This is a genomic window from Winogradskyella sp. Asnod2-B02-A (assembly GCF_045063645.1).
Lineage (GTDB): Bacteria > Bacteroidota > Bacteroidia > Flavobacteriales > Flavobacteriaceae > Winogradskyella.
The window spans coordinates 2,114,248-2,130,880 of record NZ_JBEFOG010000027.1 but is presented as its reverse complement, the minus strand read 5'-3'; the positions used below and the strand labels follow the sequence as shown (position 1 = coordinate 2,130,880).

Sequence of the window (16,633 nt, the reverse complement as noted above, 5' to 3'; positions counted from 1 at the left end):
TTTTCATGCTTAGAGAAAACCAAAGACGTTTTAAATTTGATTGGATTATAATCATTCTATTTTTACTTTTAGTTGGTTTTGGATATCTTAATATTTTATCTGCATCGCATGTTGGAGAAATTGAAAGTTATTTCGATACTAGTAAATTGTACGGTAAACAGTTAATGTTTCTAGGATTAACTTTTGTTTTAATTGTTTTTATCCTCTCTTTTGAAGCCAAGTTTTATGAACGGTTTGCTAGTATTATCTACTTTGTAGCCATGCTGGCTTTAATCGGTTTATTTATTTTTGGAAAGGATGTTAATGGCGCACGTTCTTGGTATGGTATAGGCAGCATGACTATTCAACCTAGTGAATTCGCTAAGTTTGCCACAGCCCTTGCTGTCGCAAAGTACATAAGTGATCTCGAGACCAATATGGAAACCATAAGAGATCAATTACGAGTTGCAGCTATTATTTTTATTCCTGCATTGCTAATTCTACTTCAAAATGATGCAGGTAGTACTATTGTTTATTTGGCATTTTTCTTTGTTTTTTATAGAGAAGGTTTACAACAAGTCTATTTAATTATTGCATTATCTTTAATCATTTTAGCTGTATTGGGCCTAAAATATGGCGTATTAATTACAGCTATAATTTCAACTATTATCTTAGCAAGTGTATATTTTTTTCGACGGAAAAAACGTGGATCAATGATACAATACATCATCGTCCTGTTGGTTGCTGTTAGCTTTTCTTATGGCGTAAGACTCTTCTATGAGCATGGTATTAAACCACATCAACAAAACAGAATTAGTCTTTGGCTAAGATTAGAAAAAGATCCAGTAAAGTTAGAACGCATGAAAAAAGCCGAAGCCTACAACCTCATCCAATCTGAACAAGCGATTAGCTCTGGAGGGTTTTCTGGCAAAGGTTTTTTAGAAGGTACGAGAACAACAGGTAAATTTGTACCTGAACAAGAAACAGATTATATTTTTAGTACAGTTGGAGAAGAATGGGGATTTTTAGGAACTAGCTTTGTTGTATTAATATTTGTATTCCTCATTATTAGGATTCTTTATTTAGCTGAATCCCAAAAATCACAATTTAGTAGAGTTTACGGCTATGGTGTAGCTTCAATTCTCTTTATCCATTTTACCATAAATATTGGCATGGTAATGGGATTGATTCCAACCGTTGGTATTCCTCTACCCTTTTTTAGCTATGGTGGCTCGGGACTTTGGGGTTTTACTATTTTACTCTTTATTTTTGTGAAGTTGGATAGTAATAAGATTAATGAGTGGTAAATAAAAAAGACCACCTAAATGGTAGTCTTTTTATATCGTTTTTATTATTTTAATACTATTTCAAACTAGCCAAACTAGCTTGTATAGTGTCAATTTTTGCTAAAGCATCTGCCTCCTTTTTCTTCTCAGAAGCGACTACTTGCTCTGGTGCACCTGCAACAAAACGCTCATTAGATAACTTCTTTTGAACCGATTTAAGAAAACCTTCCGTATATTTTAATTCTTCCGTTAGCTTTTCTATTTCTGCTTCAATATCAATACTTCCTTCCATAGGAATAAAGTATTCGTTAGATTTTACTCTATAAGTTAAAGCACCTTCAACAGCTTCTGTAACATATTCGAAACTCTCTAAGTTCCCTAATTTAGAAATAACAGCATCAAACGTGGTGTTTACATTTTCGTTATTCACTACTGAAAACCCAATGGCATCTTTAAAAGCTATATTCTTTTGCTTTCTAATATTTCTAATACCAGTGATTACTTCAGTTGCAAATTCAAATTCAGAAATTAAAGTTTCATTAATTGGTTTTGCTTCTGGCCATTTAGAAACTATCAACGCTTCTTCTGGCGTTCTTTCACTTATGGTTTGCCAAATTTCTTCTGTAATAAATGGCATAAATGGATGCACAACTTTTAAAATATCTTCAAAAATTGACATTACAGCATTGTACGTTTTTGAATCTATTGGCTGTTGGTAAGCTGGCTTTACAATTTCTAATAACCACGATGCAAAATCATCATAGACTAACTTATAAATTGCCATTAACGCATCAGATAATCTGTATTTACTAAAGTGATCTTCGATTTCTAAAAGTACTTTTTGAAATTTAGACTCGAACCATTCGATAGCTATTTTACTAGACTGTGGCTGCTCAATATCAGCAACTTCCCATAAATTGGTTAAATAGAACGCAGACCATATTTTGTTACCTAATCCTTTTCCTTGTTGGCAAAGGGCTTCATCAAACATTAAATCGTTTCCGGCAGCTGAACTTAATAATAAACCAACACGTACACCATCTGCACTATAATCTTCAATTAATTTTAAGGCATCAGGCGAGTTCCCTAAAGATTTAGACATTTTTCGTCTTTGCTTATCTCTAACTAAACCAGTTAAATAAACATTTTCAAAAGGCTTTTCATCTCTATACTCGTAACCTGCAACAATCATACGTGCAACCCAGAAGAATAAAATATCTGGACCAGTTACTAAATCATTTGTTGGATAATAGTATTTAATTTCTTCGTTTTCAGGATTTCTAATTCCATCAAAAACGCTCATTGGCCAAAGCCAAGAAGAGAACCATGTATCTAATGCATCAGTATCTTGCTTTAAGTCTTCGATTCTTAAAGCTGAATTATTAGTTTTCTCTTGTGCTAATTTTAAAGCGTCTTCAATAGTTTCTGCAACTACAAAATCTTCTTTTCCGTCGCCATAGAAATAAGCAGGAATCTGTTGTCCCCAAAGTAACTGACGAGAGATATTCCAATCACGAATATTCTCCATCCAATGACGATAGGTATTTTCAAATTTCTTAGGAAATAATTTTACTTCACCTGTTTTTAAAACGGCATCAATAGCAGGTTTTGCTAAATCTTCCATCTTTAAAAACCATTGATCGCTTAATCTTGGTTCAATAACAGCTTTTGTACGTTCTGAAGTTCCTACTTTATTAATGTGGTTTTCAGTTTTTACTAAAATACCAGCTTCTTCTAATTCTTTAGTAACTGCTTTTCTTACAACAAAACGATCTTGACTTTCGTAATGCAATCCGAAACTATTTAAACTAGCATCGTCATTAAAAATATCTATAACCTCTAAATTATGCTTATCTCCTAAAACTTTATCATTTTCATCATGAGCAGGTGTTACTTTTAAACAACCTGTACCAAATTCTAAATCTACATATTCGTCTTCAATAATAGGAATAACACGTCCATTTAAAGGAACAATGGCTTTCTTCCCTTTTAAGTGTGTAAAACGTTCATCATTTGGATTGATACAAATCGCAGTATCTCCAAAAATAGTTTCTGGTCTTGTAGTTGCAATGGTTAATTTTTCATCGCTACCTTCAATTTTATATTCAAGGTAATAAAGTAAACCTTGCTTTTCAACATGAATTACTTCCTCGTCAGACAAAGTTGTTTTGGCTTCTGGATCCCAATTTACCATTCGGTAACCTCTATAAATTAAGCCTTTGCTATACAAATCAACAAATACTTTAATTACAGCTTCAGACATATCATCGTCCATAGTGAACTTAGTTCTGTCCCAATCACAAGAACAACCTAGTTTTTTTAGTTGTTCTAAGATTACACCTCCATATTCCTCTGTCCATTCCCAAGCGTGCTCTAAAAACTCCTCACGTGTTAAGTCATTTTTATCAATGCCCTGTGCTTTCAACTTAGCAACAACCTTAGCTTCTGTAGCAATAGAAGCGTGATCTGTACCAGGTACCCAACACGCATTTTTACCTAATAAACGAGCACGTCTGATTAATACATCTTGAATCGTATTATTCAACATATGTCCCATATGCAGTATTCCTGTTACGTTTGGCGGCGGAATTACAATGGTATAAGGTTCTCTTTCGTCTGGTATAGAGTGAAAATAATTGTTTTGCATCCAGTAGTCGTACCATTTATTTTCTACTGATAATGCATTATATTTTGATGGGATGTCCATGTTTGGTATTGTTTTTGTAATATAACTGACAAAAGTACTTATAATTCCTATTTCGAAAAATTATTAGCGTATTAATATGGGTTCAAAAGCAAAAACTTCTGTTAAATGGAGCGTATTACGTCTAATAAATTTTGTTAGGAATGAAAAAGTAACTAAGTTTGACTAATCAAAATTAAAATGATGAAAAATTTATTAGCAGTATTATTTGTAGGATTAATGAGTCTAGGTTCTTTTGCCCAAGAAAAAGTTGCAAAAATAGAATTTAAGACCGATGTGATAGACTACGGTACCATAGAAAAAGGTGCTGATGGAGTAAGAGTTTTTGAATTTACTAACACTGGAGATGCACCGTTAGTAATATCTAATGTAAAATCTACTTGCGGTTGTACAGTACCAAAAAAACCAAAAGGACCAATTATGCCAGGTGAAACAGGTGTAATTGAAGTGAAATATGATACTAAAAGAGTAAACCCAATTAGAAAAACTATCACTGTTTTTTCTAATGCAGAAACTCCAACGGTAGCATTAAAAATTAAAGGTTTGGTAGTAGACACTAATAAAACAAGTGTTTTAGAAAAGAAAGAAAAAAGTATGATTGAGCAATAAACACTCATTCTTTTTAAAAAATAAAAAGAGTTCTCAATTGAGGACTCTTTTTTTTATGCTTTTTTTTCATATAAACATTAAGAAATTTCAGAACTTAGCAACTTAAAACCAATACCAAATGCCAACAATATCAAATAAAGGCATCAATATGCCTGAATCACCAATTAGAAAATTGGTTCCTTACGCAGAAGCAGCTCAAAAAAAAGGTAAAAACATTTATTACCTCAATATAGGCCAGCCAGACATAAAAACTCCAGAAATTGCATTAAATGCAGTAAGAACACACTCATTGGATATTTTGGCCTATTCTCGTTCTGAAGGTTCAGAAGCTTATAGAATAAAAATTGCCGAGTATTATAAACGAAATGATATCCATGTAACGCATAATGACATTATTGTAACTACAGGAGGAAGTGAAGCCTTACTATTCGCTTTTGGTAGTATTATGGATGAAGATGATGAAATTATAATTCCTGAACCATTTTATGCTAATTATAATGGATTCTCAACGGCCTCTGGTATTAAGGTGGTTCCTGTAATTTCTAAAATTGAAGATAATTTTGCGTTACCTCCAATTGAGGAATTTGAAAAATTAATTACTCCAAAAACAAAAGCGATTTTAATTTGTAACCCAGGAAACCCAACAGGTTACCTCTATTCTAAAGAGGAAATAAAACAACTTGCAGACATTGTAAAAAAGCACGATTTGTTTTTAATCGCTGATGAAGTTTATAGAGAATTTGTTTACGATGGTATAGAACATTATTCAATCTTGCAAGAACCAGGTTTAGAAGAACACGCTATTGTTATTGATTCAGTTTCTAAACGCTACAGCATGTGTGGAGCTCGTATAGGTTATTTAGTTTCTAAAAACAAAGAGCTAATGAAAACGGCGTTAAAATTTGCACAAGCAAGATTAAGTCCTCCTACATTAGCACAAATTGCAAGTGAGGCTGCATTAGAAACACCACAAAGTTATTTTGACGATGTTATTGAAGAATATGTAAAACGCCGAAATACGCTGATTAATGAATTAGAAAAAATTGAAGGCGTAAAAGTAGCCAAGCCAAATGGAGCTTTTTATTGTATTGCTGAGTTACCAGTAAAAAATTCAGATAATTTTGCAAAATGGCTTTTAGAATCTTTCGATTATAATAACAATACAGTTATGGTTGCACCTGCAGCTGGCTTCTACTCTACTCCTGGTGTTGGTTTAAACCAAATTCGTATTGCATATGTCTTAAATGAAGAAAGCCTAAAAATGGCAGTTAAAATCTTAGAAGGAGCACTAAAAGTATATAAAGACTAATGACTATTATTAACAATGTATCTTTAAAACCTTTTAATACTTTTGGTATTGCTACCAATGCCCAATCTTATTGCGACATTGGCAGTATCGATGAGCTTAGTACTGTTTTAAAGACATACCATTCCAAACCGTTATTTATATTAGGCGGAGGAAGCAATATGCTATTAACTAAAGACATTGAAGCTTTAGTGCTTCATATTAATTTAAAAGGCATTGAAGTCGTTAGTGAAACAGAAAACACTGTTATTGTAAAAGCAATGGCTGGGGAAAACTGGCACAATTTTGTACTTTGGTGTTTAAAGCATAACTACGGAGGTATAGAAAATTTATCTTTAATTCCTGGCAATATTGGCACAGCACCAATTCAGAATATAGGAGCTTATGGTGTTGAACTTAAGGATGTTTTTGTGAGTTGTGAAGCATTGAAAATAGAAGATCAATCTTTACAAAAATTTTCAAAATCCGATTGCAATTTTGGTTACAGAGAATCAATATTCAAACAAGACGTAAAAGGACAATATATTATAACGAGTGTAAATATTGAGTTATCAAAAGCCAACCATAAATTGCATATGGATTATGGTGTTATAAGAAGTGAATTAGAAGTCAATGCAATAAAAGAGCCTACAATTCAAGATATTTCTAATGCTGTAATCTCTATTAGACAAAGTAAATTACCAGACCCAAAGGTGATTGGTAATAGTGGTAGCTTTTTTAAGAATCCCATTATTTCAGCAAAAGAATTTGTTGAGTTAGAACGTAATTTTCCAAATGTACCCTCTTACAAAATATCAGATGAAGCTATAAAGATACCTGCAGGTTGGCTTATTGAACAAGCTGGATTTAAAGGCAAACGTTTTAAAGACTATGGTGTTCACAATAAACAGGCTCTTGTTTTAGTTAATTATGGCAATGCAACTGGAAATGAAATTTTAAATTTAGCACAATTGATTCAAAGCACTATTAATAGACTATTTAATATCAATATTGAAATGGAAGTAAATATTATTTAAATTCCATTTTTTTGAATAAAATTTGAAAGGCAAAATAATTACAAAACAAAAGTCGCAATTTACATTACGACTTTTGAATTTAGAATAATTTCTATTTGAAAATGCTATTAATCAACCTCTTGAGAAGATAAAATTATTCTAATATTTTTTATAGAACATCTATATATATTGTATTTACTTATATTTACGTTCTCAAATCAATTTTAGACGTTTTAAGAATCAGAAAATCAATATTTTAACATTTTGAGCATAACACCTACAGAGCAAAAAATTATCGATTATCTTCAAAAAGGAGATAAACGGGCGTTAAATTTATTGTATGAGAACTATTCTAATAGTCTTTACGGTGTCATCTTAAAAATTACCGTTAACGAAGAAGTTGCTCAAGATGCTTTACAAGAAACATTTATAAAAGTTTGGAAAAATGCTTCTAAATACGATGCCTCTAAAGCCAAACTTTTTACGTGGTTATTTAGAATAGCAAGAAATACTGCAATAGACAAACTAAGAAGTTTTAATAATAGATATCATAAAGAAGTCCAAATTGAAACTTCAAACGTATATATTCTACCAACAACAAATTTTAACCAAGATGTCATGGACATCAAACAACATGTTGGGAAACTAGAAGAAAAGTATCAAATTGTGTTAGACGCCTTGTTTTTTCAAGGGATGACACAACAAGAAGCCAGCGACGAATTAGATATTCCACTTGGCACTATTAAGTCTAGATTAAAAATAGGATTGAGAGAACTTAAAAAAGTCTACAATCCATAAATTATTTGATCATGGAAAAAAAATTACACAACTTTTTAAATTCTAACCTACTTAATAAGTATTTGGTTGGAGACACTTCTTTGGAAGAATCTAAAGAAGTTGAACACTTTATTTCTAATTATCCTGAGGCTGCTCAAGCATATGAAGAACTTCAGAATAATTTAGAAATTATAACAATGGCTAGTGCTGTTGAAGCACCTAATAATATGTTAGATAGTATTTTAGAATCCTTAGAAGAACCTAAAGAGACTAAAGTAATTCAATTAGAGCATAGGAGAAAAACATCGTGGTATAGCATTGCAGCAAGTGCAGCAGCAGTATTATTTGCAGCGACGTCATTTATGCTTTATCAAAAAAACATTCAACTTAACAGCGAAAACAATGTGGTTGTTGATGAAATTTTTGACTTACGAAGCGATATTGAAAGTAACAATTATAAATTAGACAAATTGTCGAGAGAGTTGCTTAAATTAAACAATCCTGATTCTAAGAAATACGTTATCAATGGTAATGAGCGTGCCAAAAACTTAAAAACAGTAGCTTACATTAATCCAGTAGAAAAAACGTCTATGATTGATGTTATAACGTTACCACAATTACCAGAAGATCAGTATTACCAAATTTGGGCTGAGTTGCAAGACCGTATGGTTAATTTAGGTATACTAGATGAATCTAATAGAAAGTTAAAACAAATTCCATATATGGAAGATGCATTGGCACTTAGTATTAAAATTGGCACTAAAGGTGACAATACAAATGAAAATGATACTGAAGTTGCTGAAATTTCTTTAAAAGAGAAATAGGCTATATATCTTAAAAAAAGAGGCACAATAAAAATTGTGCCTCTTTTTTATTTGAATTATTTTAAAACTTAATCTTTAGAGAATAAAGTTTTATGAATTACACCTCCTGCTATCGCTCCTGCAATTGGAGCTACCCAGAATAACCATACTTGTGATAAATGCGCACCATCTGCAAACAATGCTTGACTTAAAGATCTTGCAGGATTTACTGATGTGTTAGTAATAGGAATACTAATTAAATGAATAAGTACCAAAGCTAAACCAATAGCTATACCTGCAAACCCTTTTGGCGCTTTAGGATATGTACTACCTAAAATAACCAATAAGAAAAATGCCGTTAAAACAAATTCTGCAATTAAAGCAGACACCATACTATAACCATCTGGTGATAATTCCCCATAACCATTAGCTGCAAAACCGCCTACTCCATCAAAGCCAGATTTTCCTGATACAATTAAATACAATACACCTGCTGCTGCAATGGCACCAATAACCTGAGCTACAATATAACCTAATAAGTCTTTAGCTTCAAACTTTCCACCAGCCCAAAGACCAATTGATACAGCAGGATTAAAGTGGGCACCAGAAACATGCCCTACAGCATAAGCCATAGTTAATACAGTAAGACCAAATGCCAAAGCGACACCTACAAATCCAATTCCTAGTTCAGGGATTCCAGCAGCAAATATTGCACTACCACAACCACCAAACACTAGCCAAAATGTTCCGAAGAATTCAGCGAATAATTTTTTCATAATTGATAAGTTAATTAGTTAATAAAAATGCTTATATAGTATATAGACACAAAATCAACAAGTTAAGTCACAACAGAATTGAGTAGAAAATAAATGTAAAAGCATTACCTTTGCATTAAGTTTGAGTACTAAGAAGAAGCAATCTTAAAACAAATTCTTCTATTTATAAGAAATTAATTTAAGGATACTATATCTAATAAATTAGAGAAAAATAGATATTTACAGATGAAATTACTATTACTTACATTAGCATTATTAGCTTTAGCAGTAGCAGGAATTGCCATAAAAATATGGGCAAAAAAAGACGGTAAATTTGCTGGCACATGTGCTAGCCAAAACCCAATGCTAAACAAAGAAGGTGAATCTTGTGGTTTTTGCGGAAAAACACCAGAACAATATAAAGATTGTAACGAACCTGAACATTCTTAAGCCTTAATGACACTTTCCGTAATACTCTTTTATGCATTTTGTGCAGTAGTTGGTATACAAGTTTTTTATTATAGTACGTTTTTATTTTCGTTTGGTATCAAACGAGCTGAATCACGTCTAAAAAAACAAATTCCTATTTCTATAATTATCTGTGCTAAAAATGAAGCGGAAAATCTAAAGAAAAACCTTCCCTTAATATTAAACCAAGAGTATTCTAATTTTGAAGTTGTATTAGTTAACGACAGTTCTTTTGATGATACATTAGAAATAATGACAGATTTTAAGGCTAACAACAGCAACATTAAACTTGTAGATGTTAAAGTAAATGAAGCCTTTTGGGGAAATAAAAAATACGCACTTACATTAGGAATTAAAGCCTCAAAAAATGATTTTTTAGTTTTTACAGATGCAGATTGCATTCCAAATTCTACTAAATGGTTAGCTCAACTATCTGCAAATTTTTCAAATGAAAAATCTATTGTATTAGGTTATGGAGCGTACTCAAAAAAGAAATTTTCGTTCTTAAACAAACTTATTCGGTTTGAAACCGTAATGACTGCATTACAATATTTCTCTTATGCCCAATTAGGATCGCCATATATGGGAGTTGGACGTAATTTGGCTTACAGAAAGGAACTGTTCTTTAATAATTGTGGATTTAACAACCATATGACTATTAAATCTGGTGATGATGATTTATTTATAAATGAAGTCGCTAATGCCTCAAATACATCAATTTGTTTTACAAAAGAAAGCTTCACTATTTCTGAACCCAAAACAACATTTAAGGCATGGATTCTTCAAAAAAGAAGACATATTAGCACAGCCAATCTTTATAAATTGAAACATCAATTTTTATTAGGTACATTTTATATCTCACAATTATTATTCTGGTTTATCGGAATTTCACTTTTAGTATTAGGCTTTTCATGGCAATGGGTAATATCATTAATTGGCCTACGTTTTGTTATACAATGGCTATGTTTTGGTTTTACTGCTAAAAAACTCGAAGAAACAGACCTTATAATTCTAGCACCAATTTTAGAATTATTTTTAATTATTACACAATTAAGTATCTTTATTGCTAATTTGATATCTAAGCCTAAACATTGGAAATAAAAGAAGCCATAATCAAAGCAAAAAACAAAGAACAAATCGCGTTCAATTTTCTTCTTGATACTTATTGGAATGATGTTTATGCCTTTCAGCTCAAACGAACCCAAAACGAAAACGATGCTGAAGACATTACAATTCAGACATTTTCTAAAGCTTTTGACAAGATTGACACTTATAATGAAGATTATAAATTTAAGACATGGCTAATTACCATTTCTAAAAACATACATATAGATTTAGTAAGAAAGCAAAAAAAGTCTATCAATGATACCTCTAAAGACAATGAGGACAACTATTTTGATATCGTTGATGATTCACCTACTCCAGAAGATAGCATTATTACGGAGCAAAATCTCGCAAATCTTTTGCGTGACATAAAAAAACTAAAACCGCATTATCAAGAGGTCATCAACTTGAGGTTTTTTCAAGAATTAAGTTATAAAGAAATTTCTGAAGAGCTAAAAGAACCTATAAATAACGTAAAAGTGAAACTCCTAAGAGCAAAAAAGCTATTAGCTGCAATTATCACAAAATCTTAATTTTTTAAAGTATAAAATTTTCAATTGTTTATTGGTTTAATCAGTAAATAATTTGTGCTTTACAATATGTTATACTAACATTCCATAAACTCTTTTTATTATTTACTTTGTATCTTTGCGTCTTGAAATAAAGAATTGCATGGAAACCAAAGTGGCATCAAATATATTACCAGAACGTAAACCAAAATGGTTAAGAGTAAAATTACCTACTGGTAAAAAATACACAGAACTTAGATCCTTAGTAGACAAATACAAACTAAACACTATTTGCACGTCTGGAAGCTGTCCAAACATGGGAGAATGTTGGGGAGAAGGCACTGCTACATTTATGATTTTGGGTAATGTTTGTACACGATCGTGTGGTTTTTGCGGTGTAAAAACCGGACGACCAGAAACAGTAGATTGGGACGAGCCTGAAAAAGTAGCGCGCTCAATTAAATTAATGGAAATAAAACATGCTGTTTTAACAAGTGTAGATCGTGATGATTTAAAAGACATGGGAAGCATTATGTGGGCTGAAACCGTTAACGCTGTTAGAAGAATGAATCCTAACACAACATTAGAAACATTAATCCCTGATTTTCAAGGCATAGAAAAACATATCGATCGTATTATTGATATTGCTCCTGAAGTAGTATCACATAATATTGAAACTGTTAGAAGATTAACTAGAGAAGTAAGAATACAAGCACAATACGATAGAAGTCTTGGAGTTTTAAAATATTTAAAAGCACAAGGACAACGCAGAACCAAATCTGGTATTATGTTAGGTTTGGGAGAAGAACGAGAAGAAGTTATTCAAACCCTTCACGATTTAAGAGCGCATGATGTTGATGTGGTTACTATTGGTCAATATTTACAACCTAGTAAAAAGCACTTACCTGTTCAACAATTTATCAATCCAGATCAATTTAATGAATATAAAGAAATTGGTTTAGAATTAGGTTTTAGACATGTTGAAAGTAGTGCCCTTGTAAGATCGTCTTACAAAGCTCAAAAACATATTAATTAATGATTACAATTGCCATTAATGGCTTTGGCAGAATAGGCCGTCGTGTTTTTAGGTTAGCTTTAAAGCATCCGCAAATACAAATAGTAGCAATTAATGACTTGGCTGATGCTAGAACCTTAAGTCATTTATTAAAATATGATAGTATTCATGGAGTATTAAGCGATACTGTTTCTTTTAATGATAATCATATTATTGTTAATGGTATTTCTATTCCTTTATACAATCAATCGCATCCAAATACTATAGATTGGACTAAAGTCCAACCTGATTTTGTAATTGAATCTACAGGAAAATTTAAAACTAAAGCAGAACTCCAGCACCATATAAATAATGGAGCAAAACGAGTTATTTTATCTGTTCCGGCTTTAGAAGACGATATTAAAACCATTGTTTTAGGCGTTAACGACGACACATTAGATGGCACAGAAACTATAATTTCTAACGCGTCTTGTACCACAAATAATGCTGCACCAATGATTGCGCTTATAAGAGAGCATCTTGGTATAAAACAAGCTTATATTACAACTATTCACTCATACACTACAGATCAAAGCCTGCACGATCAACCTCATAAAGATTTAAGACGAGCAAGAGCTGCTGGCCAATCTATTGTACCAACAACAACTGGAGCCGCAAAAGCCTTGACAAAAATTTTCCCTGATTTATCGGAAGTTATTGGAGGTTGTGGTATTAGAGTCCCAGTTGCAAACGGATCTTTAACAGATATTACCATCAATGTTAAAAAATCTACTTCTATTGAAGAAGTCAACTCCATTTTTAAAAATGCGGCCAAAAATCACTTATCTGGTATTTTAGAATATACTGAAGACCCTATTGTGTCTATTGATATTGTTGGCAACGCACACTCATGTATCTTTGATTCTCAAATGACTTCAGTCATTGGTAACATGGTAAAAATAGTAGGCTGGTACGATAATGAAACTGGCTATAGTTCAAGAATTTTAGATTTAATTTGCAATTTAACCGACAAATAGTGACTTTTATCGAATAAATAATTATATTTGCCTGAATTAAAAGGAGCTGAATGTCCCAGATCAAATATTACATATTTGTTTTTTTAGCATGTTTATGTAGTCTTATTTCCGCACAACAAGCTAATGTGGAAGATAAGGATATGCTTGCACTATTACTTCAAGAACACTTAGAACAAGCCAGGATTGAAAGCAATCGTGGAGATTACTATAATGCTAAAGACAATTTTGATAAGGCTTTAGACATTGCCGTAAAAATTGACGACAAATCTCAGCAAGGTACAATCCATACTAAAATTGCAAAAGTGCAATTTTTTGTTGGTGAAGAAGACCAAGCTAACATTTCGCTTACTAAAGCCATTCAAATTCAACGCGAAAATAACGACTACGGTAATTTAGCTATTACTTATAATATTAAAGGTGTAATTCATAGTACAAAAGAAGAATACAAAAACGCCTTAGGATATTTTGATTCTGCAAAAAAGCTATTTGAACAAGAAGATTTAGAAAAATACACTTCAGAAGTCACACTAAATGAGGCTAAAGTTTATATCGCACAAAAACGCTTTGAAGAGGCGAAAAAGCAATTAGAAAAAACCATAATTATTGCCAAGAAATACAACCAAAATCGTCGTTTAAGTAGTGCTTTAATACAAAGTGGAAAAGTGTATTCTGCCTTAGGAAATTCAGAGATGGCTTTATCACAAACAGAAGAAGGATTAGCCATTGCACAAGAACATAAAATTTTAGAAGATGTAAATGAAGCTTATGTAACACTAAGTGATATTCATGAAAAAAATGGTGATTATCAAAATTCTTACAATTATATTAAAAAGCATATTCATCTTTCTGATTCCATATTAAATGTAAAGAGAGAGAATTTATCACCAGGAATTTCTGGGCAATATATTAGCAATTATAAAGATGCTAAAAACGCACAGTTAAAAGCTCAAATTGATGAAGTAAGTGATGAAATTGCATTTACAAGAATAACAACCATATTGAGCATAGCACTAATTACTATTTTGTCGCTATTAACGTTATCGTTGTACAAAAACAATAACATTAGGCTTAATACCAACACCATGCTTCACAAGAAGAATGATGAACTTATTATAGCCAAAGAGAAGGCAGAATTGGCCTCTAAAACAAAAGCAAACTTCTTATCTACTGTAACACATGAGTTACGTACACCTTTATATGCAGTAACAGGTCTTACTAATATGCTATTAGATGAAGACCCAAAAGAACATCAAATTCCACATTTAAAATCCTTAAAATTCTCTGGTGATTACCTACTAACTTTCATTAATGATATTCTTCAAATCAACAAAATTGAAGCCAATAAAGTGGAGTTAGACCCAGAAAATTTCAACCTTAAAAATAAATTAGAAAATGTGATTTCGGCACTTAGCAATTCTGCAAAAGACCAAGACACAACTATACATTTTGATTATGAAAACGGATTGCCAGAAACATTTGTTGGCGACCAATTAAAGATTTCCCAAATCTTAATTAACCTACTCGGAAATGCTATTAAATTCACTAAAGATGGAGACATTTGGGTGAGAGCGTACAAAATTGACCAAAAGAATAACATGTACAAGCTACGCTTTGAGATTGAAGATAATGGTATAGGTATCACAAAAGAAAAACAAGACCACATGTTTGAAAGCTTCTCACAAGGCTCTGTTCAAATTAACAGAAAATATGGAGGAACTGGTCTCGGTTTATCAATTGTAAAAGGATTAATTCAAATTCTTAAAGGTAAAATCTACTTAAAGAGTGAGCTTGGTAAAGGCACTACATTCTTTTTCGAAATTCCTTTAGAATATGATAAAGAAGCCGACAAACCTCAAGTAGAAGAAGTTAAAAAAGTTAATAAGATGGAAAGTTTAGATTTAAGCAATGTTAAAATTCTCATTGTAGAAGATAACAAAATCAACCAAATGATCACTAAAAAGATTCTTAACAAAATGGATCTGTATTGTGATGTTGTTGATAATGGCGAAGCCGCTGTAGAAAAAGTTAAAGAGGTGACATACGATGTTGTTTTAATGGACATCCATATGCCAGGAATTAGCGGATTAGAAGCCACAAAAATAATCAGAACTTTCGACAAAGAGCTGACTATTTTTGCACTTACAGCTGTAACTTTAGAAGATAAAATGCACGAGTTTGGTGAAGCTGGTTTCGATGATATTATATCAAAACCATTTAAGCAAGATGATTTTGAAGATAAACTGCACGCTGCACTTTCAGGTGAAAAAATAATATCTAGTTTCTTCAGCTAACAAATACTTGCACTGCTGCTTTAAATTCTTCCGATTTATCTATCTTAATTTCAATAGGTAAGTAAAACAATTTACTTTTTAACTTCTCATTAGCAGACAAACGTACATAATCTTTTTCCGTTGTAATAATTAGTGATTTTGAAGCTAAAGTTTCAATATCAGATGGTTTAAAATTATAATGATCGCTATATTCTAGATGATCGAATTTCAATCCTTTCTCATTCAAAAATTTAACCAAAGGCTTTGCATTAGCAATTCCTGTTACTAAAGTAAATTTTGAAAGTTTCGCTAATTCCATTTCTTTAGAATCCGAAACCACATGAGACCCATAATCCACATAGCTAAAAAATAACTGCTGTTGTTTAAGCAATTTTAATTTTGAAGTTATTTTCTGTTTTTCAGTTTCGGTAATATCTTTATTACATTTTGTTACCACAATTAAATCTGCACGCTTTGCACCAGATCTGGGCTCACGCAAATTACCTGTTGGCAAAACCATATCTTTATAATACAGGTTATTATAAGACGTCAACAGAATATTGAATCCTGCCTTTACTTTTCTATGCTGAAAAGCATCATCTAACAAAACGACTTCCGGTTGTGGTTGTAGCATTCTAAGCTCAGCAATTCCGTTTTGGCGATCCGCATCTACAGCCACTCTTACATCCTTAAATTTTCTGTAGAACTGAAAAGGTTCATCGCCAATAGTATCTGCGTTAGCACTTTCGTCGGCCAAAACAAAACCTTCAGTTTTCCTCTTATAGCCTCTGCTTAATGTGGCTAAATCCTTATCATCTTTTAAAATACGAATTAAATATTCTATCATTGGTGTTTTGCCTGTTCCACCAGTGCTTAGGTTTCCAACACATATTACAGGAAAATCGTAAGACTTAGACGATTTAATTCCAGCATCAAACAACCAATTTCGCAACCATGTAATTAGGTAATAAACTGGAACAATAGGAAACAATATGATGCGGATCAACTTCACGACGACTAAATTATATTATTTTTGA

The 16,633-nt window shown here is 32.0% G+C and carries 15 protein-coding genes; 12 read left to right on the top strand and 3 right to left on the bottom strand.

What is annotated here, in order from left to right; all coding sequences use genetic code 11:
• The first annotated feature begins 5 nt into the window (after positions 1–5).
• Positions 6–1,286 (top strand): rod shape-determining protein RodA, encoded by a 1,281-nt coding sequence (rodA, locus tag ACJJVO_RS17075; protein WP_405576308.1) that lies wholly within the window; start codon positions 6–8, stop codon positions 1,284–1,286.
• A gap of 55 nt (positions 1,287–1,341) precedes the next feature.
• Here rodA and ACJJVO_RS17070 read toward each other — a convergent pair whose 3' ends face one another.
• Positions 1,342–3,972, bottom strand: coding sequence for a valine--tRNA ligase (locus ACJJVO_RS17070; RefSeq protein ID WP_405576306.1), 2,631 nt, complete (start codon positions 3,970–3,972; stop codon positions 1,342–1,344).
• A gap of 180 nt (positions 3,973–4,152) precedes the next feature.
• Here ACJJVO_RS17070 and ACJJVO_RS17065 point away from each other — a divergent pair, with 180 nt between their 5' ends.
• The 5 genes from ACJJVO_RS17065 (at position 4,153) to ACJJVO_RS17045 (ending at position 8,480) form a co-directional block, all read left to right on the top strand.
• Entirely contained in the window at positions 4,153–4,578 is a 426-nt protein-coding gene (locus ACJJVO_RS17065) for a DUF1573 domain-containing protein (RefSeq protein ID WP_115816216.1), read from the top strand.
• A gap of 118 nt (positions 4,579–4,696) precedes the next feature.
• A complete protein-coding gene (locus tag ACJJVO_RS17060) occupies positions 4,697–5,887 on the top strand; it encodes a pyridoxal phosphate-dependent aminotransferase (protein ID WP_405576304.1) in 1,191 nt (396 codons plus the stop codon).
• Positions 5,887–6,900: a UDP-N-acetylmuramate dehydrogenase gene (murB, locus tag ACJJVO_RS17055; protein ID WP_405576302.1), complete on the top strand. Its 1,014-nt coding sequence runs from the start codon at positions 5,887–5,889 to the stop codon at positions 6,898–6,900. Before ACJJVO_RS17060 ends, murB begins: the two co-directional genes overlap by 1 nt.
• 243 nt (positions 6,901–7,143) lie before the next feature.
• Entirely contained in the window at positions 7,144–7,677 is a 534-nt protein-coding gene (locus ACJJVO_RS17050; protein ID WP_405576300.1) for an RNA polymerase sigma factor, read from the top strand.
• An 11-nt stretch (positions 7,678–7,688) separates the two neighbouring features.
• Complete coding sequence (locus ACJJVO_RS17045; protein WP_405576298.1) at positions 7,689–8,480, top strand: RNA polymerase subunit sigma-70; 792 nt, start codon at positions 7,689–7,691, stop codon at positions 8,478–8,480.
• A 68-nt stretch (positions 8,481–8,548) separates the two neighbouring features.
• On the opposite strand, the gene aqpZ is transcribed toward ACJJVO_RS17045, so the two are convergent.
• On the bottom strand, positions 8,549–9,235 hold the full coding sequence (gene aqpZ / locus ACJJVO_RS17040; protein ID WP_405576296.1) for an aquaporin Z: 687 nt from the start codon (positions 9,233–9,235) through the stop codon (positions 8,549–8,551).
• 225 nt (positions 9,236–9,460) lie between these two features.
• Between aqpZ and ACJJVO_RS17035 the strand changes: the two genes are divergently transcribed.
• From ACJJVO_RS17035 to ACJJVO_RS17010, 6 genes are all read left to right on the top strand, one after another.
• Entirely contained in the window at positions 9,461–9,664 is a 204-nt protein-coding gene (locus tag ACJJVO_RS17035) for a membrane or secreted protein (RefSeq protein WP_405576294.1), read from the top strand.
• 6 nt (positions 9,665–9,670) lie between these two features.
• Positions 9,671–10,783, top strand: coding sequence for a glycosyltransferase (locus ACJJVO_RS17030; protein WP_405576292.1), 1,113 nt, complete (start codon positions 9,671–9,673; stop codon positions 10,781–10,783).
• The gene (locus tag ACJJVO_RS17025) at positions 10,774–11,319 is read left to right on the top strand and encodes an RNA polymerase sigma factor (protein ID WP_405576290.1); all 546 of its coding nucleotides are present in this window, start codon (positions 10,774–10,776) and stop codon (positions 11,317–11,319) included. The genes ACJJVO_RS17030 and ACJJVO_RS17025 overlap by 10 nt, the downstream gene beginning before the upstream one ends.
• Before the next feature lie 139 nt (positions 11,320–11,458).
• Positions 11,459–12,331 carry a lipoyl synthase gene (gene lipA / locus ACJJVO_RS17020; RefSeq protein ID WP_405576288.1) on the top strand — a complete coding sequence of 291 codons (873 nt, stop codon included), beginning with the start codon at positions 11,459–11,461 and terminating at the stop codon, positions 12,329–12,331.
• Positions 12,331–13,326, top strand: a complete 996-nt coding sequence (gene gap / locus ACJJVO_RS17015) for a type I glyceraldehyde-3-phosphate dehydrogenase (RefSeq protein ID WP_405576286.1) — start codon at positions 12,331–12,333, stop codon at positions 13,324–13,326. The genes lipA and gap overlap by 1 nt, the downstream gene beginning before the upstream one ends.
• A 50-nt stretch (positions 13,327–13,376) precedes the next feature.
• Positions 13,377–15,617, top strand: a complete 2,241-nt coding sequence (locus ACJJVO_RS17010; RefSeq protein ID WP_405576284.1) for an ATP-binding protein — start codon at positions 13,377–13,379, stop codon at positions 15,615–15,617.
• Here ACJJVO_RS17010 and lpxK read toward each other — a convergent pair.
• Complete coding sequence (gene lpxK / locus ACJJVO_RS17005) at positions 15,610–16,608, bottom strand: tetraacyldisaccharide 4'-kinase (RefSeq protein WP_405576282.1); 999 nt, start codon at positions 16,606–16,608, stop codon at positions 15,610–15,612. The genes ACJJVO_RS17010 and lpxK overlap by 8 nt on opposite strands.
• Between the last annotated feature and the right edge of the window lie 25 nt (positions 16,609–16,633).